We start from the raw sequence: 24449 nt of genomic DNA on the forward strand, positions 1-24449 counted from the left end.
ACCAACCCGCCCTTTAGCGCTTACCCACGCGCCCGCGCCCTGCTACACTAAGCTCCATCATACGCAAAATGTATGATAAAGGAGCGCAGCATGATTGAACTTTACCGCAGCGGCGCATTTGTTGATCCGCAGCTTCCCAACGATAATAACCACGAGGCGCGGGCGCGCATCCGGGCGATTGAACGCTACAATCGGATCTGGCTGCGCAGCTATATGCACGCTTTATGGAATACACTATTGCGCCGCGACAGCCGGCTGCGCAGCTTGCCCACTGATCAGCACTACGCTGTGGCACGGGCGGGCATCCCCGAACTGCGCGCCGTGTCAATCGCCTGTATCGTCGGCAGCGAAAACCGCAGCAGCGATTTCGACAGGGCTTTCGCGCCGCTGAACGAACATATGGAAGGGCGCTGGATCAGTGTGGCGATGGCGTGGGAGCTTGGCACCGGGCTGCCAGCCGTCGATCTGCTGCAGGTGGGAGGCGAATACTATGTGCGCGATGGCCACCACCGCATCTCGGTGGCGCACGCCTATGGCCTGCGCGAGATCGACGCGCGTGTGCTGGTGTTGCAGGCCGCGCAGCCGGCTGGCACGATGGAGCTGTGCGCCGTGGCGGGTTAAGCTGCCATTCAGGGCAGCAGCACGCGCTCCGCGCCAGTGTAGATGCGCATCTGGTGGGCGCGAACATAGCCGATCAGCGTAATGTTCCACGCCTGCGCCAGGCTGATCGAGGCGACAGTGGGCGAAGTGCGCGAGATCACAATCGGCGCTTCCATCTTGCGGGCTTTGCTGATCATCTCGGTGGAAATGCGCCCGCTGCTGATGAGAATGCGGTCGCGGGTTGGGCGGTTTTCCAGCAGGCACGCGCCACGAATTTTGTCGAGCGTGTTGTGTCGCCCAACGTCTTCGGCCAGCACCAGCAGCTCGTCGGGGCTGGCGAGCGCCGAGGTATGCACGCCCCGGCTGGTGCGATAGAGTCCGGCGGCCTCGTTGAGCTGGCGCATCAGGCCGAACACCTGCTCGGGTGCGATGCGCACATTGCTTTGCAGGGCCGGCTGCCGCGCCGAAAGGTCGTCGAAGGTCAGGCCGCCGCCGCAGCCCGAAGTCAGGATGCGCTTTTCGGGGCGGGCCGGCAGTGGCGCGCGCAACCGCACGTCGATGCTGCCGGTGGCTTCTTCGCAGGTGGGCATGCTGCGCGCCTCGCACACGCCAGCGTCGGGGAAGAACAGAAACACGCGATCTTCGTCGAGGAAGACCTTGAGCTGCCACACGTCGTCCAGCCCGCCGATCAGTCCTTCCGAAAGCAGAAACCCCAGCGCCAGGTGGTGCAGCCCAACCGGCGAGCACATAAACGTCACGAGCTCGCGCCGGTCGACATACAGCACCCACGGCGTTTCGGCAATCACCGGGCGAGTAACCTGCTTGGCCTGCTGGCCGTCGTATTCGATATATTCCAGATCGATAATTGGATCGGGCATGGGCGGAACCTCGCGGCAGGGCGGGCAGTTTCGGCTGTATTATCGCATATCCTGCGGAAGGCAGGAATCGGCCAGGGCTATGTCATAATTCCATATTTTATCCGCAGATTACACAGATTACGCAGATGATAGACCTCATATCTGTGTAATCTGCGTAATCTGCGGATAGATGCCGTTCCTTATTCCGACCTTGACATGGTCCTGAGGAATACGCTAGCCCGCCCCGCCGTAGCCGCGCTCCAGCGCGATCATGTCGAGGTGCAGGGTGGCGAGGTCTTCGACCAGCAGCGCGGCGGGCGCAAGCGGCGCGAGGGTCGCCAGCACCTTGATGTAGCCGTGGCAGTTGTCGCATGTCGCGGCGCGGCGCTGCTCGTCGTCTTCGGTGTGCAGGTAGGCAAGCTGCTTGTGGTCGCGCGTGCCGCAGAACGGGCACCACAAGCGGTCGGCCTGCCATTCGCTGGCGCACAGGCCGCAGCGCAGAAACCGCAACTGCTCCAGGCCGCGCTGCTCGGCCAGCAGCGGCGCGCTGCCGCAGGTTGGGCAGAAGCCGTGCTCCCAGCGGGCCGCGCCATGCAGGGGCGCAAGCTGCGCGGCCAGCGCGCTGAGCGCGGGAAAGAGCGCGAAGCGCAGGAGCGTGCCGAGTAGCTCGCCATTCAGGTTTTGGGCGGCGGTCTCGGCGCGCAGTTCGCTGGCGGTGCCGCCCAGGGCGTGCGCGGCCAGCGCGGCCGGGCTGATGGTGTTTTTGCGCAGGGCATCGGCAATCGCGCGCGCATCCTTTGGCTCGGCAATCTGCGGCGCGCAGGCCGCGCACAGCTCGCCCAGCAGCGCGCCCAGCGCCGGCATGTCGATCGGCAGTGATTCGCCAAACACAAGCGGCTCGCCCAGGTAGCGCTTCTCGGCGGCGCGCTGCGCATCGAGCGACCACGCGCCAATCACGGGCGGGCGGGCGTAGGCAGTGCGCAGCAGCGCGGCCTGAATCGCGGCGGCGTCGCGCAGCTCGGGCGCAGATTCCGCCAGCGCGCTCAGGCGCTCCAGCGCATCCTGCACCTCAGGCGGCAGCGCGGGCCGGCGGAAGATCTTACTGATTGAACGTTTTGCCACGGCGTTTTTCCCTCTGCCCGGCGTTTTCGCGCACGGCCTCTTCGATCAGCCACTCCATAAAGCCGGGCGTGCTGGCCGCGTCGGCGAACTCGTCGCGGATGCTGGCGCACAGCGCGCGCGTTGGACCCTGCGGCGGCCCAATCTCCTGCGCGATCTGCATCAGCGTCGCTTCCAGCCGCTGGGCGGGCGGCGCATAGGAAACGATCAGATCGAGCACGCGGCGCTTCAGCTCAAGACCAGCCAGATCGGCCTGCTGGTCGCGGGCGCGCTTGCGCGGCTGCATATCGCCCGAGGCGAGCAGAAACAGCGCAAAGTCGGCAGGAGTGATCTCGCTCATTTTCTACTGAAACACCTTGCTCTGCGGCACAACCACCGCCGGCCGGTTGCCGCCGTCGCCGCCCGCGCCGCCGCCACGCGCGCGCCCATCTTCCGGGCCGCAGGCCGCCAGCAGCGCGAGCGCGAGCAGCAGCAGAATGATCTGTTTTCGGATTGGCACCGCTACCTCCTGTTGGGTTGCAGGTTCGAAGGTTTCAGGTTGACGACCGACGACCGGAAATGAACCACAGAGGCACAGAGGCACGGAGGTTTAGGATGTATAGGTTGTACATTTCAAGTTTACAAGTTGCACGTTATTGGTGCATGAGTAAAACTCAGCACTCAACATTCAGCACTTAAAACTGCCACCCCTTCACCCCTTCATCTTGTCACCTTGCCCCAAAGTCACCGCGCCGCCACCGCCACATACTCGCCGCTCATCACAATCGCGTAGCGCAGCGCCAGCCCGCCCACCAGCGCCAGCACGGCCGCCACCATTGCCCGGCGCGAGCCGAAACGCTGCGCCCGCCAGCTAATCAGCAGCGGCAGAATTACACCAACGACCAGCGTGCCGCCCACCAGCAGCCAGCCATACACGCTCATCAGCAGCGCTGGCGCGAGCCCGCCCAGCGAGATCACAAAGGCCACCAGCAGAATCAGCTCCAGCAGCATGACCCAGCGGTCGGTGTGCTCCAGGTTGGCAAATGAATCAGCCGGCGCATCGCGGCGCATGCTCAAGAGCAAAATCAGGGCGGCAATGCCAGTGCTCGCCGCCGATGCCAGAAACAGCGGGGCGATCAGGGGGCTGTCGCTCCAGAATGGCTGATTAGTCGCGTTCAGCAGCGCGCCGGTGTACGACGCGATGAAGAAGCCAACGGCGGTGCCGGCGAGCTGGAACAGCGTGCCGAGAATGCCGTGGTGTAGCTGGCGCGCAATCCCGCTGAAGCGGCCCAGCCCGAAGCGGCCATCTTCCGCCAGCGTGCCCACAAACGACGCGCCGCTGAACAGGCCGAACAGCAGCAGCGCCCACGCGCCCACCGACATGGGCGACCAGTATTTGAACATCGGCCAGCCAGTGTTCGACTGGATGATCATATGCCAGAAGCGCTCGGGGCGCGTCAGGTCGAGGATGAGCAGAATACCGCACACGGCCACCAGCGGCGCGGCGATATAGAAGGCCAGCTTGGCGATCGGGCGGTCGCGCTCGTGCCCGACGAGGTCGATCAGCGTGCCCATGAAATATGCGCCGGCCGCCATGCCGCCCAGGTAGAAGTACAGAATGATCCACCAGCCCCACTCGGGGTTTGCGACGATGCGCCCAGGTTCCATATCGTCTCCTTAGTAGTCAGGAGTCAGGAGTGTGCTTTTACGCCTGCCCTTCGACGGGCTCAGGGGAGCCGGCGGGCAAGGTATTTTATGTTATTTTGTATGCATTTTCCGCGCTACGCGCGGAAAAATGCATACAGAAAAAGGAACGAGTGCTGCCTCCTGTGAACCTGATAACTGGCTGCCACTAGCGCCCTTATTCTGTCTCCTGTCTCCTGTCTCCTGTCTCCTGGCCCTGTAGCTGATTGACGCGCCGCACGCGGAACGAAAAGAGCGCCGCGAGGCCCACGGCGATCGCGCTGCCGATGCTGAGCAGCGAGGCCGGCAGGATCGTGCGGCTGGGCACTTTCGGGTTGTCGGGCAGGCCGTACACCGAGGGCTGGTCGAGCAGCAGGTAGAACGAGTTCAGTCCACCGAGGATTTTTTCGTCGGCGCCGTAGAGCTGCGCCTTGCTGAAGCCCTCGCTCTGGAGCTGCTGGAGCCGCCCTTCGGCGCGCTTGCGCAATTCGTCTATCGGGCCGAACTGGATCGACTCGGTTGGGCAGGCTTGCGCGCAGGCTGGCGTCAGGCTGTGCTGCAAGCGGTCGTAGCAGAGTGTGCACTTCTTGGCGGTGCCCTTGCCAGCGTTTTCCACGCCGCTCATATGGATGACGCCAAACGGGCAGGCGGCAATACAGTCGCGGCAGCCGTTGCACACCGGCTCCTGAATGTACACCGTGTCGAACTCGGTGCGGATGATCGCGCCGGTCGGGCAGACCTCCAGGCAGGGCGCGTTGACGCAGTGCTTGCACACATCCGACATCATCAGCCAGGCGGTTTCAGTGCGCTCGGGGTTAATCTGCTCGATGAACTTGACGTGCCGCCAGTTATTTGCGCTCAGCGAGCCGGTGTTGTCGTAGGAATCGCCAGTGATCGGCCGGGTTGCGCCGGGCGCGCTGGCATCCGGCTGCGCGGCCAGGTCGGCCGGCAGGTCGTTCCACTGGTGGCAGGCAACCTGGCAGGCCTTGCAGCCGATGCAGACGCTGGTGTCGGTGTAGAAGCCGACAGGAACCTGAGCCATATAAATCCTCCCGATTTACGATTTATGATTTACGATTTACGATTGAGAACGCTCAAATCGCAAATCGTAAATCGCAAATCGTAAATGGCTAGGCTTTCTTCACATTGCACACAAACACCTTGGCCTCGTGGATGCTCACGTTCGGGTCGCCAACCATCGCCGACAGGTTGTTCACCACGTCGCCGACGGCGATGCCTTTGTAGCCCCAGTGCCACGGCAGCCCAACGTAGTGGATCTGCTTGCCGCCAATGGTGTATGGGCGCACGCGCCGCGTCACCAGCGCTTTGGCGGTGATGCTGCCGCGCGGCGTGCTGATCGCGATCCGGTCGGTGTTGGCGATGCCCAGCTCCTGCGCGTGCTCGGGGCTGATCTCGGCGAACAGCTCGGGCTGCAATTCGGCCAGCCAGGGCAGCCAGCGGCTCATGGTGCCGCTGAGGTGGTGCTCGGTGAGCCGGTAGGTCGAGAGGATGTGCGGGAAATCGGCGCTGCCAACCGCCGCCAGGCGCTCGGCCGGCTCCCAGATCTTGGTGGCAGGGTTGGTCTGCTGCTTGTACACGGGGTTGGCGACCGGCGACTCGTAGGGCTCGTAGTGCGTGGGCAGCGGGCCATCGACTGCGCCGCTCGGCGCGAACAGCCAGCCCTTGCCGTCGCCTTTCATGATGAAGGGCGACGCGCCATCGTGGAAATCGAGCCCGACGCCGCCCGGCTTGGCCTGCGCGGTTGGCTTTTTCGTCGTCGGGAAGTCAGGAACATCCAGCCCGACCCACTTGCCAGTGATCGCGTTGCCCTGCGCATCCTTGCCGCCGTCGGCGGCCGGGTCGAAGTAGACATAGCCCGCGAACTTGCCGCCGCTCAACTGCTGCGCCAGGCGCGCTTCTTTGGGCCACGGCTTGCCGGCCGGGTCGGCCGAGGCGCGGTTGTACATCTGGCGGCGGTTGGCCGGCCACGCGAAGCCCCAGCCCAGCGCCACCCAGTCGTCGCCCTGGCGGGCGGCGGCGCGGTTGAAGCCCTCGGGGTGGTCGGCGTCGGGCGCGAAAATGCCCGAGTAGATCCACGCCCCGCAGGCGGTCGAGCCGTCGTCCTTCAGGTCGGCAAAGCCCTTCAGCAGCTTCTTGTCGGCCCAGGTGACGCCGTTGATCTCCTGCATGACGCGCGTGGCCGAGGGCTCGTCGGTGATCGCCCAGCCGTTGCGTGTGTTTTCTTCCGCGTCGATATAATCCCAGGTCAGGTTTTTGAAGCCCTGGTCGCGCGCCTCGGCGCTGTCCTTATACAGCTCCTTCAGGCGCAAACCCAGGTGCACCGTGAACCAGATGTCGCTGCGCGCGTCGCCGGGCGGGTCGGCGGCTTTGTCGTGCCACTGCACCAGGCGCTGCGTGTTGGTGAAGCTGCCATCCATCTCGGGCACGGCGGCGGCGGGCAGGAAAAACACCTCGGTCTGGATGTCGGCCGGGTTGAGCGTACCGTTTTTGACCTCGGGGCTGTCTTTCCAGAAGCTGGCCGTCTCGGTTTCAAACAGGTCGCGCACCACCAGCCACTCCAGCTTGGCAAGCGCCTGCCGCTGGAAGCCGGCGTTCTGCCCGCCAACCGCCGGGTTCTGGCCCATGGCGAACATGCCCTTGACGTTGCCCTTGTCCATCTCGACAAACATCGGCATGTGCGAATGGTCGCCCTTGATCTTGGGCAGCCAGTCGTAGCCGAACTGGTTTTCGGGCGTGGCCGCGTCGCCATACCAGGACTTGAGCTGGCTGACGATGAATTTCGGGAAGTTGCTCCAGTAGGCCGTCGGCGTCACCTCGGTGGCGATGTAATCGCCCAGGGTGTCGTGCGCGCGGTTGACGTTGGGCGTGTTCAGGTAGCCGGGGTGCAGGTTGTACAAGGTTGCGATGTCGGTGCTGCCCTGGATGGTGGCGTGGCCGCGCAGCGCCAGGATGCCGCCGCCGGGCCGGCCAATGTTGCCAAGAAGTAGCTGCACCAGCGTAGAGGTGCGGATGAGCTGCACGCCCGAGGTGTGCTGTGTCCAGCCCACGGCATAGCAGATCGCGCTGGTTTTGTCGGGGCCGCTGTTCGCCAGCAGGGTTTCGGCCACTTCGATAAACACATCGCGTGGCGTGCCGCACACCTGCTCGACCATCTCGGGCGTGTAGCGGGCGTAGTGCCGCTTCATGATCTGAAAGACAGTCTGCGGGTCCTGCAGCGTGCGATCCTGTGTGGGCGGCGGGCCAACCAGCTTGCCCACGCGCGCGCCAAAACTCTGCGCGTCGTCGCCGGGCTGGTTGGGCTGCGTGCTGGGCGTGCCAGCCTGCTGCGTCGGCTGGCCCTGGCTGGGCTGGCCGCCCGGGGTCTGGCCCTGCGTCGGCTGGTTGCCGGGCTGTTCGTTGGCCGCCATCTCGGTCTGGTAGGCCCAGGTTTTGGTGGTGTACTTTTGGGTTTTGGCGTCCCAGCCGCTGAACAAGCCTTCCAGATCTTCCGGCCCCTTGTACTCAGGGTTGATCAGCGTGGGCGCGTTCGTGTAGCTGGTGACGTATTCTTTGAAAAACGGCTCTTCGTTCCAGCGCTTGCTGTTGATAATATAGTTCACCAGCGCGCCCAGAAAGACGATGTCGGTGCCGGCGCGCAGCGGCGCGTAGGTATTCGCCATCGCGCTGGTGCGCGTAAAGCGCGGATCGACATGAATGAGCTTGGCGCCTTTGGCTTTTGCCTTCATCGGCCAGCGGAAAGCGACCGGGTGGCACTCGGCCATGTTCGAGCCCATGATCATGATCGCGTCGGAGTGCTGCAGATCCATGGAGAAGGTGGTGGCGCCGCCACGACCCAGCGAAGTGCCCAGACCGGGCACGGTAGCGCTGTGTCAAATGCGGGCCTGGTTCTCGATGGCTATGACCCCGAGGCCGCGCATGAGCTTGAGCTGCGTGTAGTTCCACTCATTGTCCATAGTCGCGCCGCCGAGCGAGAAGATGCCAAGCGTGTGGTTGGCCTTTTTCTGCACGTCGTTGCCATTGGCGTCTTTGACGGCCACAGTATCGACCCAGGTGGCGTCGCGGGTTTGTTTCACGCGCTCGGCGATCATATCCATCGCCGTGTTGAGGTCGATCTCTTCCCAGGCGGCCGCGCCGGGCTTGCGGTGCAGCGCCCTGGTGCTGCGCAGCGGGTTGACCGCAAGCTGGAAGCTGGCCGCGCCTTTCGGGCAGAGCGTGCCACGATTAATTGGGCTGTCGGGGTTACCCTCGATGTTGATGACCTTGCCGTCGCGCACGCTGATCAGGGTGCCGCAGCCAACCGCGCAGTACGGGCACACGCTGGCGAATTCTTTCGCGCCAGCCACTTTGAGCGAGCGCGCATGGCTTGCGATTGGCCGAAGATTCATGCCAAGCGCGAGCGCGCCGCCCAACCCCGCCCCTGCCCCGGCTTTGAGAAACTGCCGCCGCGTCAACGTTGCGTGCGTCGGGTCCATGCCAGTCTCCTTTATCATGCGGAAAGCGATGCCCGCCCGGCGTGCTGGGTTGCCGTGCAAAGCCTGGAAATAGCTGGTTTGGTGCGGTTCAGGTCAAATATTCAATTCAGTGTATTGGTGCGCTGTATTATACGCCAATATGCGGTTGTAGCAAGAATTGTTCCGTACCAAACTATTTTCCGGCGCAAATATACACATACAGGCGCAAAAATGCGGGCGAGAATGGCCCGCATTCGGGTGTATGCTAGGGCTGTGATTTGCAGAAAAGAAGGAGAAACCGATGGGTGTGGAGTATTTGAGCCCGCCAACCATGCACGCTAACCCGGCATTTTCGCAGGTGGTGGTGGCGACCGGCAGTGTAAAGACGATTTATGTTGGCGGCCAGAATGCCGTTGATGCCAGCGGCAATGTGGTTGGCGCGGGCGACCTCGGCGCGCAGACGACCCAGATTCTGGCGAATGTGGAGCGGGCGCTGGCCGCCGCTGGCGCGGGGCTGGAGCATGTAGTGAAGTGGACGATCTACGTGCTGGCGGGGCAGCCGATTGGCCCGGGCTTTGGCGCGTTTCAGCAGGTGTGGGGCGACCGCCCGAACCCGCCAGCGATTAGCGTTGTGTTTGTGGCCGGGCTTGGCAACCCCGCGTGGCTCGCCGAGGTCGAGGCGATTGCGGTGGTGCCGGAGGAATAAAATCCGCCATACTTTTGCCCCGAAGACACAATACTCTGGAAAATAAATTTCCCTGTACTCAGCTTCCAGGAGGCTCAAGCCAGTTTTCTTTTAATCTGGCAGCCAGATGAGCTTCCTGGAAGCTTGCCCGTTGTAGAAAAGAACTTTTCTTCCAGAGTACTCAAAGACACAAAGAAAGGAGAAAAACCCGTTCTTTGTGTCTTCGAGCCTTTGTGGCAATCCTTGATTGCTGCTGCGAAGCTGCCGTATTAGCTGCGCGCCTAGCTGCGCCGCCGGCTGGCATACAGCCCGACGCCCGCGCCCAGCAGCCCGCCGATCAGACCGAAGACGAGGTGCGTAGCCAGCGGGTAGGCCAGCCCGCCCTGCAGCGAGCCAAACTGCCATCCTGTCAGCGCGCTGATTGCCACGCGCACCAGCGGCTTGGTGGCGTGCGCCACTCCGGCCAGCACGGCCAGCGCCGGCAGGCTGGCCCGCCAGCGCGGGGCCACTCGCAGCGCGCCATCGACGAGCAGGCCGGGCAGCAGGTAGGTGAGCCAGCCGATTGGCTCGGTGCTGCCCCACAGCGGCAGCGCAGCCGTAGCCGCCGCGCCCACGCTCGCCACGCTGGTAGCCCAGCGGTAGCGCGTGCCAGTGCGCCCCGCCATCAGCAGCGCCATGATGATCAGGCCCTGGTGGCCGGGCAGCCGCAGCGGCAAGCGCAGCACTGCCGGCAGCGCCACCGCGCCCACGCCCAGCGCCAGCAGAAATAGCGCAACTGGCCAGGTCAGCGTCGCCTCGTCGTCAGTAGCGTTTGATAATGTCCTTCGCCACGATTCGCCAGTCGTATTCTGCATGGTCGGGTACCTCCTCCACAAATAAGACGGCCTGGCCACCAAGCAGCACCGGCTGCGGCCAGGGACTCACCTCGATGCGGGCGCTCAGCAGTGGCGCGGCGCCGCCAAGCGTTTGGATCTGATCAATATCAGTGGCCTGGTACAGATGGCTGGCGCGGAACACGCCGCTCAGATCGCGCAGACCGGGCAGCCACAGAAAGCGCCCGTCGTTGCCGGTGGCGCGCAGTGCCACGCCCGCCAGCGCGCCAATCACCCCGCCGCCGTCGCCGGTGAGCGCTTCGAGCAGCAGGCCGTGGTGCGCCGCCAGCGCTTCGGTTTCGGCGCGGGCAATCACTTCGCGCTTGGCGCGCTCGCCATAGCTCAGCAACTCGGGCGCGGCGACGGGCCACGCGGCGATGCACAGGCCAGCATCCGAACCCGGCGCGCAATCGCGCAGCAGAAAATCGCGGCAGAACTCGGCCAGCGCATCCACATGGGTGGCGCGCAGGGCCATACATGCGGCGCTGTTATGCGAGGTGTAAGGGATTTCGGGCGAAACAAAGAGCTGGTGACGCGTGATTGCAGCCACCTCGGCCAGCCCGGCCTGGGCCAGCAGCGCGCCAAGCTCGCGCACCCGCGCGCCAGTGCCTCGGCTTTCCAGGTTGTCGGTATCGTCAATGCCGACAAGGTAGCGCTGCGCTTCTTCCATTGGTGTGTGCCTCGCTTGGACGAATACCGAATGCAGAATGCCGAATCGCGCAAGGCAAGCGCGCTGCCTGCTGCCCGCACCTGTCAACTTTGCGCGACTGCCTGTTTATAGCCCTTGGTATGCTGTGGGCGCAAGTATAGAGGAAGCGCGCAAACTTGGCAAGCAATGGCGCGGGAGGTGCTACACTACTGGCAGCCCAGCCGCGTGGGTATCGGCGGCGGGGTTTGATAATGAAACGAGGGCACAATGAACGAAGAACAGTTCACCATGGAACTACGCAAATTTCTCAAACGCTTTGGCGTTGGCGCGCAGCAGGCGATCGAGCAGGCCGCTCAGGAACACGCCGGCCCAACGCTCAAGGTCCGCGCGGTGCTGACGGTTGAGGGCGCGGGCGAGGCGCTGGTGATCGAGGAAGAACTGCCGACCGAGTAGCGCGCCAGCGTTCAGGGAATGATGTGTGACGCCCCCTTCGATTGCGCGTTGCCCCGCTCAGGATGCCCAGTGGGAATCGTATCCTGAGTAGGCCGCAGGCCGTATCGAAGGGTGCGCTTTTTGTGGGCAGAAGCCCATCAGGCTCGGTATTACGCGCCGCGCTCCAGCCAGCTTGTCGCTTCGGCGGCTTGCTCGGGCGTGTTGACGTTCAGGAACGAGCGCCCCTGCGGATCGTAGCGTCGCACCTCGTCGGGCGCGAGCGTGGCCACGCGCACCTGCGGGAAGAAGGCCGCGATCTGGCGGCGACCCTGGTCGAGCGTGGCGCGCATGGGTGCGAGGCAGCCCTGCCCGTAGATCGCGTGGAGCGTTTCGAGGCCAAGCTGGTTGCGCGTCGCGCCGGCTTCGAGCGCCTCAGGGGCCAGCACGTCGTAGTCGCGCGGGCGGGCCAGCATGGCGCGCAGCAAATCGAGGTTGAGGAAGGGCATGTCGCAGGCCACTACCAGCGCATAGGAATACTGGGCGGCGCGCAGCCCGCTGTAGATGCCGCCCAGCGAGCCGCCGTCGGCGTAGGCGTCGGGCACCAGCCGCGCGGGCAGGCTCACCCACTCGGGCGCGTCGTTCAGCACCGCAATCACTTCGTCGCACACCTGCCCCAGCAGATCCACCACATGCTCAAGCAGCAGCGGCCCCGCTTCGCCCCACAGCCGCAGGCGGCGCTTGTCGTGCCCGAGGCGGCGGCTTTGCCCACCCGCAAGCACAATAGCACTGGTTGGCGGGTATGTTTCCATGGCGGCTCCTCTGCTGGGTTGTTGATCGGTGCGCCGCTAGTATAGCACGCTTGCTGCTTCATATCATGCAACATGGTGCATCATATGCAACAATCAGCGCGCGTGCGTCAGATCGAATATGCTATAATTTTTGCACTTTCCCCCACCGCTTCTGCCAGGAGCACTACATGAGCGCTGAGCTTTATGCGCGGCTGGAACGGCTTGGCAACGACCTCCGCTCGGGCGATGTCGACCGGGCGGCGCTGTTCTGGCTGAAAATGTTCGCCGACGAGGCCAGCGCGGCGGGCGGCACGGTCCGCTCGAACGCCTGGATCGACGCCGGGCTGGATGCTGCGCGCACCATCCCCGGGCTGGACGCAACGGCCATCGCGCCGCGCCGCCAGCTAGTCGAGCGCTACGACCTGTTTCAGTTTACGCGCATGAAAGACAGCGCCACGTTCAGCGGCGCGGCGCTGGCCGAGCTCGACTGGCAGCGTCGCTATGCGGTGGCGCTCGTGCCCGCGCTCGATGGCGCGCTCCCCGCCCTGCGCGAGTGGGCCGCTGCGCGCTGGGACGAGCTGGGCGGGGTTGCGCCGACCTATGCGCAACTGGAAGGCGTTTTGGCGCGGCTCGCGCCACAGGGCCGCAGCGCCACCCTCGAAGTGCTCCACGAAGCGCAGGCGATTTTCGGCGGCTGGCTGCCGCGCCCGGTGGTCGAGCGCGTGGCGCAGGCGCTGGCGGTGCCGGTGGCCGATGTCTACGGCGTCACCGAGTTCTACGAAATGTTTTACACCGAGCCGGTTGGTCGGCGCGTGATTCGCGTGTGCCAGGATGCTTCGTGCGCGGTGGCCGGCGCGGACGCGCTCACGGCGGGCATCTGCCAGCGGCTGGGCGTCGCGCCGGGCGAAACCACCCCCGATGGCGAGTACACCGTTGAGAAGGTGCGCTGTTTGGGTTTGTGTGACCGGGCGCCGGCAGCACTTGTGAACTTGCGGCGCTATGCCCCGCTGGACCCCGCGGTGCCTGAGCAACTCCTGAGTGACGAGCCGCCACCCGAGCGGCAGGTGCTGGGCGGGCAGATCAAAGTCGCGCTGGCGAATGTTGGCCTGAGCGACCCGGCGAGCCTGGAGGCGTACCGCGCGCAGGGCGGGCTGGCCGCGCTCCAGAAGGCGCTGCGCATGTCGCCCGCCGCCGTGATCGACGAGGTCAAGGCCAGCAAGCTGGTTGGGCGTGGCGGCGCGGCCTTCCCGGCCGGCCAGAAATGGCAGCTCACCGCCAACAACCCGCCCGGCCCGCGCTATGTGATCTGCAACGCCGACGAAAGCGAGCCCGGCGCGTTCAAAGATCGCGTGCTGCTCGAAGGCGATCCGTTCCGCATTCTGGAGGGCTTGCTGATTGCGTGCTACGCGGTGGGTGCCGAGCGCGGCTTTGTGTATATTCGCGGCGAGTACCGCCCCGCCTACGACCGCATGGCCGCTGCGCTGGAGCAGCTGGCGCTGGCGGGCTGGGTTGGCGAACATATCGGCGGGAGCGCGTGGAGCTGCCAGGTCGAGCTGCGGCGCGGCGCGGGCGCGTATATCTGCGGCGAAGAAACCGCGCTCATGGAAAGCATCGAGGGCAAGCGCGGATTCCCGCGCCTGAAGCCACCCTTCCCCACCACGGCTGGCCTGTGGGGCCGCCCCACCGTGATCAACAACGTCGAAACGCTGGCGAAAGTGCCGCCAATCATTCTATACGGCGGGCGCTGGTACGCCAACCTCGGCACGCCCGACTCGGCCGGCACCAAGCTCTTTGCGGTCAGCGGTTCGGTGCAGCGCCCCGGCGTGTACGAAGTGCCGTTTGGTGTGCCGCTGCGCCACCTGATCGACGATCTTGCCGGCGGCGCGCGCCCCGGCCACACCATCAAGGCGGTGCTGACTGGCGGCGCGGCGGGCGCATTCCTGACCGCCGAGCACCTCGATGCCCCGCTAAGCTTCGAGAGCTTTCGCAGCGCGGGCGGCACGATTGGCGCGGGCACAATTATGGTCTTCGACGATAGTGTGGACCTGCGGGTGGTGCTGGCGCGCATTGGCGATTTCTTTGCGCACGAAAGCTGCGGGAAGTGCTACCCCTGCCAGATGGGCACGCAGCGCCAGGCCGAAATCCTGAATCGCACCGCCAGCGGCCATGCCCGCGCCAGCGACCGTATCGCGCTGATCGAGCTGGGGCAGGTGATGACCGACGCAAGCATTTGTGGGCTGGGGCAGGCGGCGGCGCTGGCAATTGTGAGCGCGCGCCAGCGCTGGCCTGAGCTGTTTGAGTAGGGGTGGGTGTGTAGGATTCTTTACGGGGCGCTTCGCCCCCGCGCCCCGACCGGAGGAACCCTTGCCGGTTCCCCCGGACCCCCTCCGGCAAAGGGCGCCGGTGGTAGAAGAAACAAGCGCTGTTATGCCTTCCGCGAAAATGAACGTTGTGCTCACTTGTAAAGTTGGGCTAGACACCATCGCAGTGCTGTACACCATAGAAATTTGCTGCCAGCGGTCGGCATAACTGAGGCATGAGCGAAAGTATTTCGTAAGCCACCCACCTAAAATTTGGGGTCGGGTACCCACGAAGTGGGTGTGGCGATAGCCCCGGCCGGGGTGCAGGGTGCCGGCGCACCCTGCGGCCTTGCGGCCTGAGCAAACTGGATTGAAGCTGGTAATGCTCTAAATCAGCGCCGGGTGCAGGGGCTGCGGCTTTGCGGCCTGAGCAAAATACTTTGCGGGGGCGGACACGTAGGTCCGCCCAGACATGGTCCGCCCAGATATGGTCCGCCCAGACAGGCTGAGCCGACACGTAGGTTGGCTCAGACATGGTCCGCCCGAACAAGCACAAACAGATATGCAAACCAACCCAAGGACACGATTTGTGACCACCATCCTGATCCTGGCCGTCGGCGCGACGGTGGGCGCGGCAGCGCGCTACTACGGCAGCCTGTGGGCCGTGCAGCAGTTCGGCCCGAGCTTCCCCTACGGCACGCTGCTGATCAACGTCATTGGGAGCTTTGTGCTGGGCTGCTTTCTCACCCTGGCCGCCGCGCGGCCGGCGATTGGCCCCGAGGCGCGCCTGCTGGTGGCGACAGGCTTTTGCGGCAGCTTTACCACCTTCTCGACATTTAGCGTCGAGGCGTACACGCTGCTGGTGGGCGGGCGCTACCTGGCCGGCGCGCTGTACCTGTTCGGCAGCATGGCGCTGGGCCTGCTCGCCGTGGTGCTTGGGGTCGCGCTGGCGCGCGCGCTGGTGTAGCGCAATCAAAGGAGATAGACGTGAGCGACGCGGCAATAACTCTTACCATCAACGGGCAGAGCGTGGCGGTGCCGCCGGGCACAACCATTCTGGCAGCGGCGAAAAGCGCCGGCATCGACATTCCCACGATCTGCTACCACCCGAACCTCACGCCCAACGCCGTCTGCCGGCTCTGCACGGTTGAGGTGCAGGGCGCGCGCGTGCTGCAACCCGCCTGCGTGGTGCCCGTCGCGCCCAATATGGTGGTGAACACCGAGAGCGAGCGCGTCAGCACCGCGCGCCGCGTGATTCTGGAGCTGCTGGCCTCCACCGTCGATCTGCACGAGGCGCCCGAGATTCAGGGCCAGATCGCGCAGTTCGGTGCCGACGCGGCGCGCTTTGCGGGCGGCAAGCAGCGCGACATCCCGCTGTACGACGATAACCCCTTCTATATTCGCGACTACTCGCAGTGCGTGATGTGCTGGCGCTGCATCCAGGTATGCGCCGACGACGTGCAGTTCACCTATGCGCTCACCTGGGGCGGGCGCGGCATCGGCAGCCACGTCGGCACGGCCTTTGGCGAAGACATGCCCGACACCTCGTGCGTGTTTTGCGGGAACTGCGTGGGCGTCTGCCCAACCGGCGCGCTCAAGGGCAAGGTCGAGTTCGAACGAGAGCATTCCGATAGTTAATCCACAGATTTCGCAGATTATGTTCTTTATCTGTGTAATCTGTGTAATCTGTGGATGAAGAGGTACAGATATGCAGGCTGATCGCAGCGTTCGCACCACCTGCGCCTACTGCGGCGTAGGCTGCCAGCTCACGCTCAACGTGAAAGACGACCAGATCATTCGTATCGAGGCACCATTCGACGCCGCGCCCAACTTCGGTCGCCTGTGCGTGAAAGGTCGCTTTGGCGCTGACTATGTGCACAGCCCGCGCCGCCTGGTCGCGCCGCTCATCCGCCGCGTGCCGCAAACGCCCGGCCAGCGCACCGCCGCCACCTCGCCCGACGACTGGCGCGAGGCGACGTGGGACGAAGCGCTCGACCTGATTGCGCGGCGCATGGCCGAAATTCGCTGGAAATACGGCCCTGGCGCGATCACCATGAATGCCTGCGCCAAAGCCACCAACGAAGACAACTACCTGCTGCAGAAATACCTGCGCGCGATCATCGGCACCAACAACATCGACCACTGCACGCGCCTGTGCCACGCCGCTTCGGTTGTCGGCCTGCAGATGGCGATTGGCTCCAGCGCGATGAGCAACGCGATAGCCGAGATGAAAGACCTGGAGTGCTTCATTATCACCGGCTCGAACACCGCCGAGAACCACCCGGTGATCGCCACTTTCCTCAAGCAGGCCGTGCGCAAAAATCGCGCCCAGCTGATTGTGATCGACCCGCGCCAGACCGAGATGACGCGCTTTGCGACGCTGTGGCTGCGCCAGAAGCCCGGCAGCGATGTGGCTCTGTTTAGCGCAATGGCGCATGTAATCGTCGAAGAAGGGCTATACGACCAGCAGTTCGTGGCCGAGCGCACCGAGGGTTTTGCGGAGTATATCGGCAGCCTGGAAGAAGCGACGCCCGAATGGGCCGCGCCGATCACGGGCGTGCCAGCCGCCGACATTCGCGCAGCGGCGCGCATGTACGCCCGCGCCGGTCGCGCCGCGATCTACTGGGGCATGGGCATCAGCCAGAGCAGCCACGGCACCGACAACGCGCTGAGCCTGATCAACCTTGCGCTGCTGTGTGGGCATATGGGCGCGCCCGGCACCGGCCTCAACCCGCTGCGTGGCCAGAACAACGTGCAGGGCTGCTCGGATGTCGGCGGCATCCCGGCCTTCTACACCACCTACCAGCCCGTCACCGATGCCGACGTGCGCGCCAGCTTCGAGCGCGCCTGGCATGTGCCGCTGCCTGACAAGCCTGGCCTGACGACAACCGAGATGGTCGATGGCGTGCTGACCGGCGAGGTCAGGGCGTGGTATGTGATGGGCGAAAACCCGCTGATGAGCGAGCCGCACCTGAACCACGCGCGCCACGCCGTCGAGCAGCTTGAGTTCTTCGTTGCGCAGGACATTTTCATGAACGAAACCAGCGTCTACGCCGACGTGATCCTGCCCGCCGCCGCCTTTGCCGAAAAAGACGGCACCTTTATCAACTCCGACCGGCGCGTGCAGCGCGTGCGTGCGGCCGTGCCTTCCCCCGGCGTGGCCCGCCCCGACTGGCAGATCGTTTCGGATCTTGCGCGCCGCACCGTGCGCCTGATCGCGGATGGCGCGGCGGCACACGCGGGCGGTGCCACGGGCGCGCTCGACGCGGCGATTGCCGCCAGCGAAGAAACGCTGCTGCGCGAATGGAGCTACGCGCACGCCAACGACGTGTGGGAGGAAATCCGCAGCGTCACGCCCGAGTTCTACGGCATCAGCTACGAGCGGCTGGAGCGCGAAGGCGGCCTGCACTGGCCCTGCCCCACGCTCGACCACCCCGGCAGCCCGTTTTTGTTCAGCGAAGATTTCCCGCGCGGCCGGGCGCTTTTCATCAGCGCGACCTATAGCGAAACCAGCGAGCCAACCGACGACGAATTCCCGCTCACGCTCAACACCGGGCGCGTGCTCTACCACTGGCACGGCGGCACGATGACGCGCGCCTCGTCGCTGACGCAGATCTGGCCCGAGTGCACCGTCGAAATGCACCCGCGCGACGCCGCGCACTACGGGCTGGCGACCGGCGACTGGGTGGCGGTATCGAGCCGACGCGGCGAAATCACTGCGCGCCTGCTGGTGACGGGGCGCTCGCCCGAGGGCGTGATTTTCATTCCCTTCCACTTCGCGGAAGCCGCCGCCAACACGCTCACCGACCCGCGCCTCGACAAGCGCGCCAAAATCCCTGACTTCAAGGTGTGCGCGGTGCAGGTGCGCAAAACTGCGGCGCCCGCCCGCCCCGGCGCGGAAACACCGCTCACCGACCGTGGCGCGATCAAGGACCCGGTTGGGGTGTGAGAGCACAGGTGCAGTAGGCAGTAGGCAGTATGCAGAAGGTACTTCAACTGCATACTGCATACTGCCTACTGCAAACTCATATAAGGAGACCTATGGCCGCCGAACTGCCGACGATATTGTTTGCCGATCAGCAAGCCTGGGCTGAGTGGCTCGACACCAACCACACCAGCTCGCCGGGGCTGTGGCTGCGCCTTGCGAAAAAAGGCTCGGGCCTTAGCTCGGTGAACTATGCCGAGGCGCTGGAAATCGCGCTCTGCTACGGCTGGATCGACGGCCAGAAGCGCCCCGCCGACACGCAAACCTGGCTGCAGAAATTCACGCCGCGTGGCAAGAAAAGCATCTGGTCGAAGATCAACCGCGACAAGGCCGAGGCGCTGATCGCGAACGGGCAGATGCAACCCGCTGGTCAGGCCGCCATCGACCTCGCCCGCGCCGATGGTCGCTGGGAGGCAGCCTACGACTCGCAGAAAAACGCGACCATCCCCGACGATCTGCAAGCCGCGCTCGACGCCAGCCCGGCGGCGGCGGCTTTCTTCGCCGCGCTCAACAGCACCAACCGCTACGCGATTCTGTTCCGCGTGCAGACGGCCAAAAAGCCCGAAACCCGCGCCAAGCGCATCCGCGATCTCGTCGCCATGCTTGAGCGCAACGAGAAGATTTACCCGTAGTTGGGTTTGCAGGTTGCAGGTTTGCAGGTTTGCAGGTTTGCGGCAAATCACGCGAAAAATTTACCACAGAGACACAGAGGCACGGAGATTTTAGGAGTTGCAGGTTTATAGGTTTCAGGTTTGCAGGTTGATGGTCGCAGGTTTCTGCCAACTGCCAATTGCATACTGCCACAGGCGTAGGTTCTCGGTTCTGCGGTTCTGCGGTTCTGTGGTTCTTGGTTCCGTGGTTCTGCGGTTCTGCGGTTCTGCGGTTCTGCGGTTCTGGCTCATCCCGTCACCCCATCACCCTAGCCACCTGCAAACTCAACATTCAACACTCAAAACTCAAAACTCCCTCTCGCACTCGTAGTACAATAGCCTTCCGCACAACGACGTGCCGCGCAGCAAGGCCGCTGATGCAGACGTATGCTGATTGGAGGTGCAACGATGCGAATTGGCATCCTGACTGGCGGCGGCGACGTTCCCGGCCTGAACCCGTGCATCAAGGCAGTGGTGAATCGCGCCCGCGCCGCCGACATCGACGTGGTGGGCATTCGGCGCGGCTGGGGTGGCCTGCTGAACTTCAACCCCGACAATCCCGCCGAGCACGATGAGTGGGTGCAGCCGCTCACCCGCGCCGATGTGCGCACAATCGACCGCTATGGAGGCACGCACCTGCACACCTCGCGCACCAACCCCGCCCGCGTCAGCGAAAAAATGATGCCCGACTTCCTGAACGGCCAGTTCCCCTTCAGCGGGCCGAAAAACACCGCCGACGCCACGCAGCACGTCTTGCGCGTGATCGAGCACCTCGGCATCGACGCGATGATCCCGATTGGCGGCGACGACACGCTTTCCTTCGCGGTACGCCTGCACAAAGAAGGCGTGCGCGTGATTGCCATCCCCAAAACGATGGACAACGACGTGTTCGGGACCGATTACTGCATCGGCTTTTCCACCGCCGTCACGCGCTCGGTCGAGTTCATCAACTCGCTGCGCACGCCCACCGGCTCACACGAGCGCATTGCCGTGGTCGAGCTGTTTGGCCGCAACTCGGGCGAAACCGCGCTGATCGCCGCCTATCTGGCCGATGTCGACCGCGCGATTATTTCCGAGGTGCCGTTTGATATCGAGCGGCTGGCCGAGCAGGTGGCGGGCGACAAGCGCAACAACCCCAGCAACTACGCGATGGTGGTCATCTCTGAGGGCGCGAGCATGCTTGGCGGGCAGGTGGTGGAGTACGGGCAGGAAGATGCCTACGGCCACAAGAAGCTCGGCGGCATCGGGCAGATCACCGGCGAGGCGCTCCAGAAGCTCACCGGCATCGACATTGTGCACCAGCAGATCGCCTACCTGATGCGCGCCGGCGCGCCCGACTCGCTCGACCGCATGGTGGCGATTTCCTACGCAAACCTCGCGGTTGACCAGCTGCTGCAAGGCCATAGCGGGCGCATGGTCGCGCTGCAAAACGGCCAGTACACAACCGTGCCGGTTGACACATGCACGCAGGGCCTCAAGCGCGTGGATGTCGACGAGCTGTACGACATCGAGGAATACCGCCCGAAAGTCCGGCACGTGCTCGGCAAGCCGATGTTCCTCTATTAAGTTTTGAGTGCTGAATGCTGAGTGTTGAGTTGCGCTCATCGAACTCAACACTCAGCACTCAACATTCATCACTTCTTCGCACGTTCTTTCCCATACGCCTCGATTTCGCCCAGAAAGCGCGAGGGCTTGGCCTGCGCGCCGCGCACGCGCCCAACTGCCCACGAAAGGTGCAGCCGCTCGCCCGCGCGCGTCAGCGCCACATAGCACAGACGCCGCTCTTCCTCAATGCCGTCGGGCGTGATGAAGCTGCGCTCGTGCGGCAGCGTGCCTTCTTCCAGCCCAGCCACAAACACCAGCGGCCACTCCAGCCCCTTCGAGGCGTGGATGGTCAGCAGCTGCACCTGGTCGCGCTCGTCTTCCTTCTCGTCGGCGCTGGTCAGCAGCGCGATTTCCTGCAAAAATTCGCTGAGCGAGGTGTGCTCGCCAGCCGCGACCATGAGTTCCTGCAGGTGCTCGCGCGCGTCGGGCAGCTCCTCGGCGGAAAAGCGCTTTTCCAGCGCGGCCATGTAGCCACTGCGCTCCAGCACGTCGGCCAGCAGGCTGTCGGGCGGGGTGGTGCCCTCGGCAAAGCGCCGCCAGCGCGCCAGCAGCGAATGAAGCAACTTCGCGCCTTCGACCGCTTTGGACGAAAGGCCCTGCCACGCAGCCGGCTGGCCGAGCGCCGCCGAAACCGGCTGGCTGTTCTGCGCGGCCCAGGCCGAGAGCGCCGCCAGCGCCTGCGCGCCCAGGCCGCGCGCCGGCACATTCGCAATGCGCGCCAGGCTCAGGTTGTCTTTGGGGTTGGCGATGGCGCGCAGGTAGGCCAGCGCATCGCGCACCACCGCGCGGTCGTAGAAGCCGGTGCTGCCGCGCACGCTGTAGGGCACGCGCGCGTGGCGCAGCGCCGCCTCGAAGCCGCGCGACATATGGCGCGTGCGGTAGAGAATCGCGATCTCGCGGAACTTGCGGCCCTGGCGCGCGAGGTCGTTGATCTGGCGCGCAATCTGCTCGGCCTCGTCGCGCGCGTCCTTGGCATCAAAAATAAGTAAGGGCGACGCATTCGCCCCTGCTGCTATGCGGCCTGCGGCAGACTGCGAATACTTCGCGCCGACATCGGGAAGCGCCGCGCGCAGTGCCATGGGCGCAACGGCGCGGCTGTGACGGATAATCGCGTAGGCCGCGTCGAGGATCGACTGGCGGCTGCGGTAGTTCGTCGCCAGCTCGATCACCGATGCCTCGGGGAAATCGTGCTGGAAGCGCTCGATGATCGTGTGGTCGGCGTTGCGGAAGCCATAGATCGCCTGCATGCCGTCGCCCACCGCAAACAGCGAGCGCGGGCGCGCGGCGCTTGGCCGCGTCAGCAGCTCGATCAGCGCGTGCTGGCTTGGGTCGGTGTCCTGGTATTCGTCCACCAGCACGTGCCGCCACTTGGCCTGGTACTCTTCCAGCACATCGGGGTGCTCGGAAAAAAGCTGGTGGGTCATCAGAATCATGTCGTCGAAGTCGAGCGCGTTGTGGCGGGCCAGCGCGGCCTGGTAGCGGCGGTAGCAGCCGGCCACAAACGCTTCCAGCGGGTCTTTGGCGAAGCGCGCGGCCAGGCGCGGCGAAAGCAGGCGGCTTTTGGCGCGCGAAATCTGGCGGATCAGGTCTTCGGGTTCGAGCAGCGTGGGCGGGCGCTCTTTCGCAGCGTCGAGCGCGTCGGCGGCGAGCTGCACCTGCTCGTCGGAGCCGTAGATCGTGAAGTCGGCGGTATAGTGGCCGAGTCGCCCGGCGATCTCAGCGCGCAGGATCTTGCCGCACATTGCGTGAAACGTGCCAGTGCTCAGGCCGCGCACGCGCGCGCCAAGCAGGCCGCGCAGGCGCTCGCGCATTTCTTTCGCCGCTTTGTTCGTGAAGGTCAGCGCCAGGATGCTGCCCGGCGCGGCGTTCTGTTGCTCGATTAAATAAGCGATTCGCAGCGTCAGCACGCGGGTTTTGCCGCTCCCTGCGCCGGCGCGCACCAGCACCGGCCCGATGGGGGCGGTCACGGCGGCGCGCTGCTCGGGGTTGAGTCCGTTGAGTAGGGTCATGGTTCCTTGCATCTGTCAGGCAATAATACCGTGTCTGATGGAGAAGCGTGCATACGAAGCGCATCCTGAGTGCGCGAAGCGCGTATCGAAGGGTGCGCCTGCCCATTGCGTACTCAGGCACCGTATAACACACCGCGCCGGGCGGCTCGAACCACCCGGCGCGGTGCATTATGCCACACTTTTGCGGCGCGTGAGGCTAGCGTTCCCACACGGCTTTGTGGCTGCTGCGCATTGCCGAGGTGACGCCCATCTGGAGCGTGCTCCATGTCGCCAGACCGCGCAGGTTCACGCCCAGGTTCACGAGCGTCTGCGCAACTTCGGGGCGCAGGCCAGTGAGAATCAGCCTGGTGCCAAGCAGCTGCACGGCCTGCGCGGCGCGCACCATCATATTCGCCACCTGCGTGTCCACCACTGCCACGCCGGTAATATCGAGAATAATCGTGTGCGGGTGGTTTTCCGCCACGCCGGTCAGCAGGCGTTCCAGCATCTGGTGGGCGCGCGCCGAGTCGATGCTGCCGATCAGCGGCATCACCAGAATGTCGTCGTTGATTGGAATGAGCGGCGTGGAAAGCTCTTGAATCACAGCCGCCTGGGTTTGGATAATCTGCTCCTGCAACTGCTCGCGGTCCTGCCGCACCGCCTGAAGCTCTTCGGCCAGCATGTTCAGGCCCGCCGCCAGCGCATCGAACAAGGTGTCGTCATCGCCAATCGACGCGCGCTGGGCGTAGTCGCCGCCAGCCATGCATGTCATCACTGCAAGCAATTCGTCGCCGCGCCGCTCGGCTGCGGCAGTGTCGGCGCGCTGGCGCTCGATCTGCGCAGCAAGCCGAGCGAGCGCGCCCTCAACTGCGCCAAGCGTATCGCCATTCGGGGCAGCTGGTTCGTCGCCCAGCAGGCGCGCCAGCCGCCCGTGGATCGCTGCCAGCCGCTCGGCCTGCGCGGCGGGGTCGCTTGTCATACGTTGCTGCCTTTCATCCACGCCAGCGCATCTGCCTCGCTGGTGAAAATGCGTGTTGGAACGTTGGTGTTCGAGATGGAAATGAAGAAGTTGGCGATGATCATGCTCAGGCGCGATTCGACCAGCAGCGCAACCACGCGCACCGACTGCGCCACTTCCAGGCTGCCATAATGCTGGCGCGCATCGCGATGTTGTGCCTTCATCTTGCGCATGTCGACGAGGATGGGCAGGCGTTGCCCGGCGTTCAGGGTTAGCGCGGCCTGCGCGTTGATCTGCGCGTCGGCAAGCGATTCTTCCGCGCCCGGCAGAACCGTCACACGAATAAAATCGCCTTCATTGCGAACAATTGTTGTGCGGGTGCGGATTTCGGTCTGTGATGGTGTGCTCATAGAACCTCATATGCGGCAAGGCGCGTTCAGCCAACAGAAAGCGCGTGGAAAGCGCGGCGGGCTGATCGTAGCAGGTGACGGCGAATGAAATATGAGCAGATTTTGCGCGGAAGGGTAGCAGATGCCTGATGCGCCGCTTGTATGGCGCTGACGAGGCTGTGTCGTTGCTGGCACATTAATATTCTGGAAAGAAAGTTCTTTTCTACAACCGGCAAGCTTCCAGGAAGCTCATCTGGTTATCAGGTTGAAAGAAAACTGGCTTCAGCTTCCTGGAAGCTGAGTACAAGGAAACTTAGTTGACAGAGTAATTAGCATACACAAGCATGGTGTATTCGATTTTGTTGTTCCGTGGTTCTGCTGTTGTCGAACTGCAAAACTGCAGAACCACGGAACCATCACCGTAATCACCAACCTTCT

The 24449-nt window shown here is 64.3% G+C and carries 23 protein-coding genes; 9 read left to right on the forward strand and 14 right to left on the reverse strand.

Features of this window, described 5'->3' with window-relative positions; translation table 11 throughout:
* Positions 1 to 90 precede the first annotated feature (90 nt).
* A complete protein-coding gene (locus tag M1P90_RS33690; protein WP_483700254.1) occupies positions 91 to 621 on the forward strand; it encodes a hypothetical protein in 531 nt (176 codons plus the stop codon).
* An 8-nt stretch (positions 622 to 629) separates the two neighbouring features.
* On the opposite strand, the gene fdhD is transcribed toward M1P90_RS33690, so the two are convergent.
* The 8 genes from fdhD to M1P90_RS33730 all read right to left on the reverse strand — a co-directional run bounded on the left by fdhD (position 630) and on the right by M1P90_RS33730 (position 8731).
* On the reverse strand, positions 630 to 1478 hold the full coding sequence (fdhD, locus tag M1P90_RS33695; protein WP_483700255.1) for a formate dehydrogenase accessory sulfurtransferase FdhD: 849 nt from the start codon (positions 1476 to 1478) through the stop codon (positions 630 to 632).
* A 213-nt stretch (positions 1479 to 1691) separates the two neighbouring features.
* Positions 1692 to 2579, reverse strand: coding sequence for a formate dehydrogenase accessory protein FdhE (locus tag M1P90_RS33700; RefSeq protein ID WP_483700256.1), 888 nt, complete (start codon positions 2577 to 2579; stop codon positions 1692 to 1694).
* Positions 2557 to 2916, reverse strand: a complete 360-nt coding sequence (locus M1P90_RS33705) for a hypothetical protein (RefSeq protein ID WP_483700257.1) — start codon at positions 2914 to 2916, stop codon at positions 2557 to 2559. Before M1P90_RS33705 ends, M1P90_RS33700 begins: the two co-directional genes overlap by 23 nt.
* Positions 2917 to 2919: 3 nt before the next feature.
* A complete protein-coding gene (locus M1P90_RS33710; RefSeq protein ID WP_483700259.1) occupies positions 2920 to 3075 on the reverse strand; it encodes a hypothetical protein in 156 nt (51 codons plus the stop codon).
* Between the two features lie 224 nt (positions 3076 to 3299).
* Positions 3300 to 4223, reverse strand: a complete 924-nt coding sequence (nrfD, locus tag M1P90_RS33715) for an NrfD/PsrC family molybdoenzyme membrane anchor subunit (protein ID WP_483700260.1) — start codon at positions 4221 to 4223, stop codon at positions 3300 to 3302.
* Between the two features lie 193 nt (positions 4224 to 4416).
* Positions 4417 to 5280 carry a 4Fe-4S dicluster domain-containing protein gene (locus M1P90_RS33720; RefSeq protein WP_483700261.1) on the reverse strand — a complete coding sequence of 288 codons (864 nt, stop codon included), beginning with the start codon at positions 5278 to 5280 and terminating at the stop codon, positions 4417 to 4419.
* An 88-nt stretch (positions 5281 to 5368) separates the two neighbouring features.
* Positions 5369 to 8065, reverse strand: a complete 2697-nt coding sequence (locus M1P90_RS33725) for a molybdopterin-dependent oxidoreductase (RefSeq protein WP_483700262.1) — start codon at positions 8063 to 8065, stop codon at positions 5369 to 5371.
* Between the two features lie 63 nt (positions 8066 to 8128).
* Positions 8129 to 8731 carry a twin-arginine translocation signal domain-containing protein gene (locus M1P90_RS33730; protein WP_483700264.1) on the reverse strand — a complete coding sequence of 201 codons (603 nt, stop codon included), beginning with the start codon at positions 8729 to 8731 and terminating at the stop codon, positions 8129 to 8131.
* A 280-nt stretch (positions 8732 to 9011) separates the two neighbouring features.
* Between M1P90_RS33730 and M1P90_RS33735 the strand changes: the two genes are divergently transcribed.
* Positions 9012 to 9416 (forward strand): RidA family protein, encoded by a 405-nt coding sequence (locus M1P90_RS33735; RefSeq protein ID WP_483700266.1) that lies wholly within the window; start codon positions 9012 to 9014, stop codon positions 9414 to 9416.
* A gap of 260 nt (positions 9417 to 9676) precedes the next feature.
* Here M1P90_RS33735 and M1P90_RS33740 read toward each other — a convergent pair whose 3' ends face one another.
* Both M1P90_RS33740 and M1P90_RS33745 read right to left on the reverse strand, forming a co-directional pair.
* Positions 9677 to 10249: a hypothetical protein gene (locus M1P90_RS33740; RefSeq protein ID WP_483700267.1), complete on the reverse strand. Its 573-nt coding sequence runs from the start codon at positions 10247 to 10249 to the stop codon at positions 9677 to 9679.
* On the reverse strand, positions 10197 to 10937 hold the full coding sequence (locus tag M1P90_RS33745; RefSeq protein WP_483700269.1) for a hypothetical protein: 741 nt from the start codon (positions 10935 to 10937) through the stop codon (positions 10197 to 10199). The genes M1P90_RS33740 and M1P90_RS33745 overlap by 53 nt, the downstream gene beginning before the upstream one ends.
* A gap of 246 nt (positions 10938 to 11183) precedes the next feature.
* On the opposite strand from M1P90_RS33745, the gene M1P90_RS33750 reads away from it, so the two are divergent.
* On the forward strand, positions 11184 to 11369 hold the full coding sequence (locus M1P90_RS33750) for a DUF6494 family protein (protein WP_483700270.1): 186 nt from the start codon (positions 11184 to 11186) through the stop codon (positions 11367 to 11369).
* A 149-nt stretch (positions 11370 to 11518) separates the two neighbouring features.
* On the opposite strand, the gene mobA is transcribed toward M1P90_RS33750, so the two are convergent.
* Positions 11519 to 12157, reverse strand: coding sequence for a molybdenum cofactor guanylyltransferase (mobA, locus tag M1P90_RS33755; RefSeq protein WP_483700271.1), 639 nt, complete (start codon positions 12155 to 12157; stop codon positions 11519 to 11521).
* A gap of 167 nt (positions 12158 to 12324) precedes the next feature.
* Between mobA and M1P90_RS33760 the strand changes: the two genes are divergently transcribed.
* The 6 genes from M1P90_RS33760 to M1P90_RS33785 all read left to right on the forward strand — a co-directional run bounded on the left by M1P90_RS33760 (position 12325) and on the right by M1P90_RS33785 (position 20637).
* Positions 12325 to 14439 carry an NAD(P)H-dependent oxidoreductase subunit E gene (locus M1P90_RS33760; protein WP_483700272.1) on the forward strand — a complete coding sequence of 705 codons (2115 nt, stop codon included), beginning with the start codon at positions 12325 to 12327 and terminating at the stop codon, positions 14437 to 14439.
* A 586-nt stretch (positions 14440 to 15025) separates the two neighbouring features.
* Positions 15026 to 15403 (forward strand): fluoride efflux transporter CrcB, encoded by a 378-nt coding sequence (gene crcB / locus M1P90_RS33765; RefSeq protein WP_483700273.1) that lies wholly within the window; start codon positions 15026 to 15028, stop codon positions 15401 to 15403.
* A gap of 20 nt (positions 15404 to 15423) precedes the next feature.
* A complete protein-coding gene (locus M1P90_RS33770; RefSeq protein ID WP_483700274.1) occupies positions 15424 to 16074 on the forward strand; it encodes a 2Fe-2S iron-sulfur cluster-binding protein in 651 nt (216 codons plus the stop codon).
* A gap of 70 nt (positions 16075 to 16144) precedes the next feature.
* Positions 16145 to 18385 carry a molybdopterin oxidoreductase family protein gene (locus tag M1P90_RS33775; protein WP_483700275.1) on the forward strand — a complete coding sequence of 747 codons (2241 nt, stop codon included), beginning with the start codon at positions 16145 to 16147 and terminating at the stop codon, positions 18383 to 18385.
* 92 nt (positions 18386 to 18477) lie between these two features.
* Positions 18478 to 19053, forward strand: a complete 576-nt coding sequence (locus tag M1P90_RS33780; protein WP_483700276.1) for a YdeI/OmpD-associated family protein — start codon at positions 18478 to 18480, stop codon at positions 19051 to 19053.
* A 426-nt stretch (positions 19054 to 19479) separates the two neighbouring features.
* Positions 19480 to 20637 (forward strand): 6-phosphofructokinase, encoded by a 1158-nt coding sequence (locus tag M1P90_RS33785; protein WP_483700277.1) that lies wholly within the window; start codon positions 19480 to 19482, stop codon positions 20635 to 20637.
* Between the two features lie 68 nt (positions 20638 to 20705).
* Here M1P90_RS33785 and M1P90_RS33790 read toward each other — a convergent pair whose 3' ends face one another.
* The 3 genes from M1P90_RS33790 to M1P90_RS33800 all read right to left on the reverse strand — a co-directional run bounded on the left by M1P90_RS33790 (position 20706) and on the right by M1P90_RS33800 (position 24032).
* Positions 20706 to 22685: an ATP-dependent helicase gene (locus M1P90_RS33790; protein ID WP_483700279.1), complete on the reverse strand. Its 1980-nt coding sequence runs from the start codon at positions 22683 to 22685 to the stop codon at positions 20706 to 20708.
* A gap of 196 nt (positions 22686 to 22881) precedes the next feature.
* On the reverse strand, positions 22882 to 23643 hold the full coding sequence (locus tag M1P90_RS33795) for an STAS domain-containing protein (protein ID WP_483700280.1): 762 nt from the start codon (positions 23641 to 23643) through the stop codon (positions 22882 to 22884).
* The gene (locus tag M1P90_RS33800) at positions 23640 to 24032 is read right to left on the reverse strand and encodes a DUF7793 family protein (protein WP_483700281.1); all 393 of its coding nucleotides are present in this window, start codon (positions 24030 to 24032) and stop codon (positions 23640 to 23642) included. Before M1P90_RS33800 ends, M1P90_RS33795 begins: the two co-directional genes overlap by 4 nt.
* Positions 24033 to 24449: the final 417 nt, after the last annotated feature.

It is taken from the genome of Kouleothrix sp. 19917, from assembly GCF_057073505.1.

Bases quoted from the DNA above. Each gene is read 5' to 3' on its own strand.
- M1P90_RS33690 (WP_483700254.1), top strand. From the start codon at position 91: ATGATTGAACTTTACCGCAGCGGCGCATTTGTTGATCCGCAGCTTCCC.
- fdhD (WP_483700255.1), bottom strand. From the start codon at position 1,478: ATGCCCGATCCAATTATCGATCTGGAATATATCGAATACGACGGCCAG.
- M1P90_RS33705 (WP_483700257.1), bottom strand. From the start codon at position 2,916: ATGAGCGAGATCACTCCTGCCGACTTTGCGCTGTTTCTGCTCGCCTCG.
- nrfD (WP_483700260.1), bottom strand. From the start codon at position 4,223: ATGGAACCTGGGCGCATCGTCGCAAACCCCGAGTGGGGCTGGTGGATC.
- M1P90_RS33720 (WP_483700261.1), bottom strand. From the start codon at position 5,280: ATGGCTCAGGTTCCTGTCGGCTTCTACACCGACACCAGCGTCTGCATC.
- M1P90_RS33725 (WP_483700262.1), bottom strand. From the start codon at position 8,065: ATGGATCTGCAGCACTCCGACGCGATCATGATCATGGGCTCGAACATG.
- M1P90_RS33730 (WP_483700264.1), bottom strand. From the start codon at position 8,731: ATGGACCCGACGCACGCAACGTTGACGCGGCGGCAGTTTCTCAAAGCC.
- M1P90_RS33735 (WP_483700266.1), top strand. From the start codon at position 9,012: ATGGGTGTGGAGTATTTGAGCCCGCCAACCATGCACGCTAACCCGGCA.
- M1P90_RS33740 (WP_483700267.1), bottom strand. From the start codon at position 10,249: ATGCAGAATACGACTGGCGAATCGTGGCGAAGGACATTATCAAACGCT.
- M1P90_RS33745 (WP_483700269.1), bottom strand. From the start codon at position 10,937: ATGGAAGAAGCGCAGCGCTACCTTGTCGGCATTGACGATACCGACAAC.
- M1P90_RS33750 (WP_483700270.1), top strand. From the start codon at position 11,184: ATGAACGAAGAACAGTTCACCATGGAACTACGCAAATTTCTCAAACGC.
- mobA (WP_483700271.1), bottom strand. From the start codon at position 12,157: ATGGAAACATACCCGCCAACCAGTGCTATTGTGCTTGCGGGTGGGCAA.
- M1P90_RS33760 (WP_483700272.1), top strand. From the start codon at position 12,325: ATGAGCGCTGAGCTTTATGCGCGGCTGGAACGGCTTGGCAACGACCTC.
- M1P90_RS33775 (WP_483700275.1), top strand. From the start codon at position 16,145: ATGCAGGCTGATCGCAGCGTTCGCACCACCTGCGCCTACTGCGGCGTA.
- M1P90_RS33780 (WP_483700276.1), top strand. From the start codon at position 18,478: ATGGCCGCCGAACTGCCGACGATATTGTTTGCCGATCAGCAAGCCTGG.
- M1P90_RS33785 (WP_483700277.1), top strand. From the start codon at position 19,480: ATGCGAATTGGCATCCTGACTGGCGGCGGCGACGTTCCCGGCCTGAAC.
- M1P90_RS33790 (WP_483700279.1), bottom strand. From the start codon at position 22,685: ATGACCCTACTCAACGGACTCAACCCCGAGCAGCGCGCCGCCGTGACC.
- M1P90_RS33795 (WP_483700280.1), bottom strand. From the start codon at position 23,643: ATGACAAGCGACCCCGCCGCGCAGGCCGAGCGGCTGGCAGCGATCCAC.
- M1P90_RS33800 (WP_483700281.1), bottom strand. From the start codon at position 24,032: ATGAGCACACCATCACAGACCGAAATCCGCACCCGCACAACAATTGTT.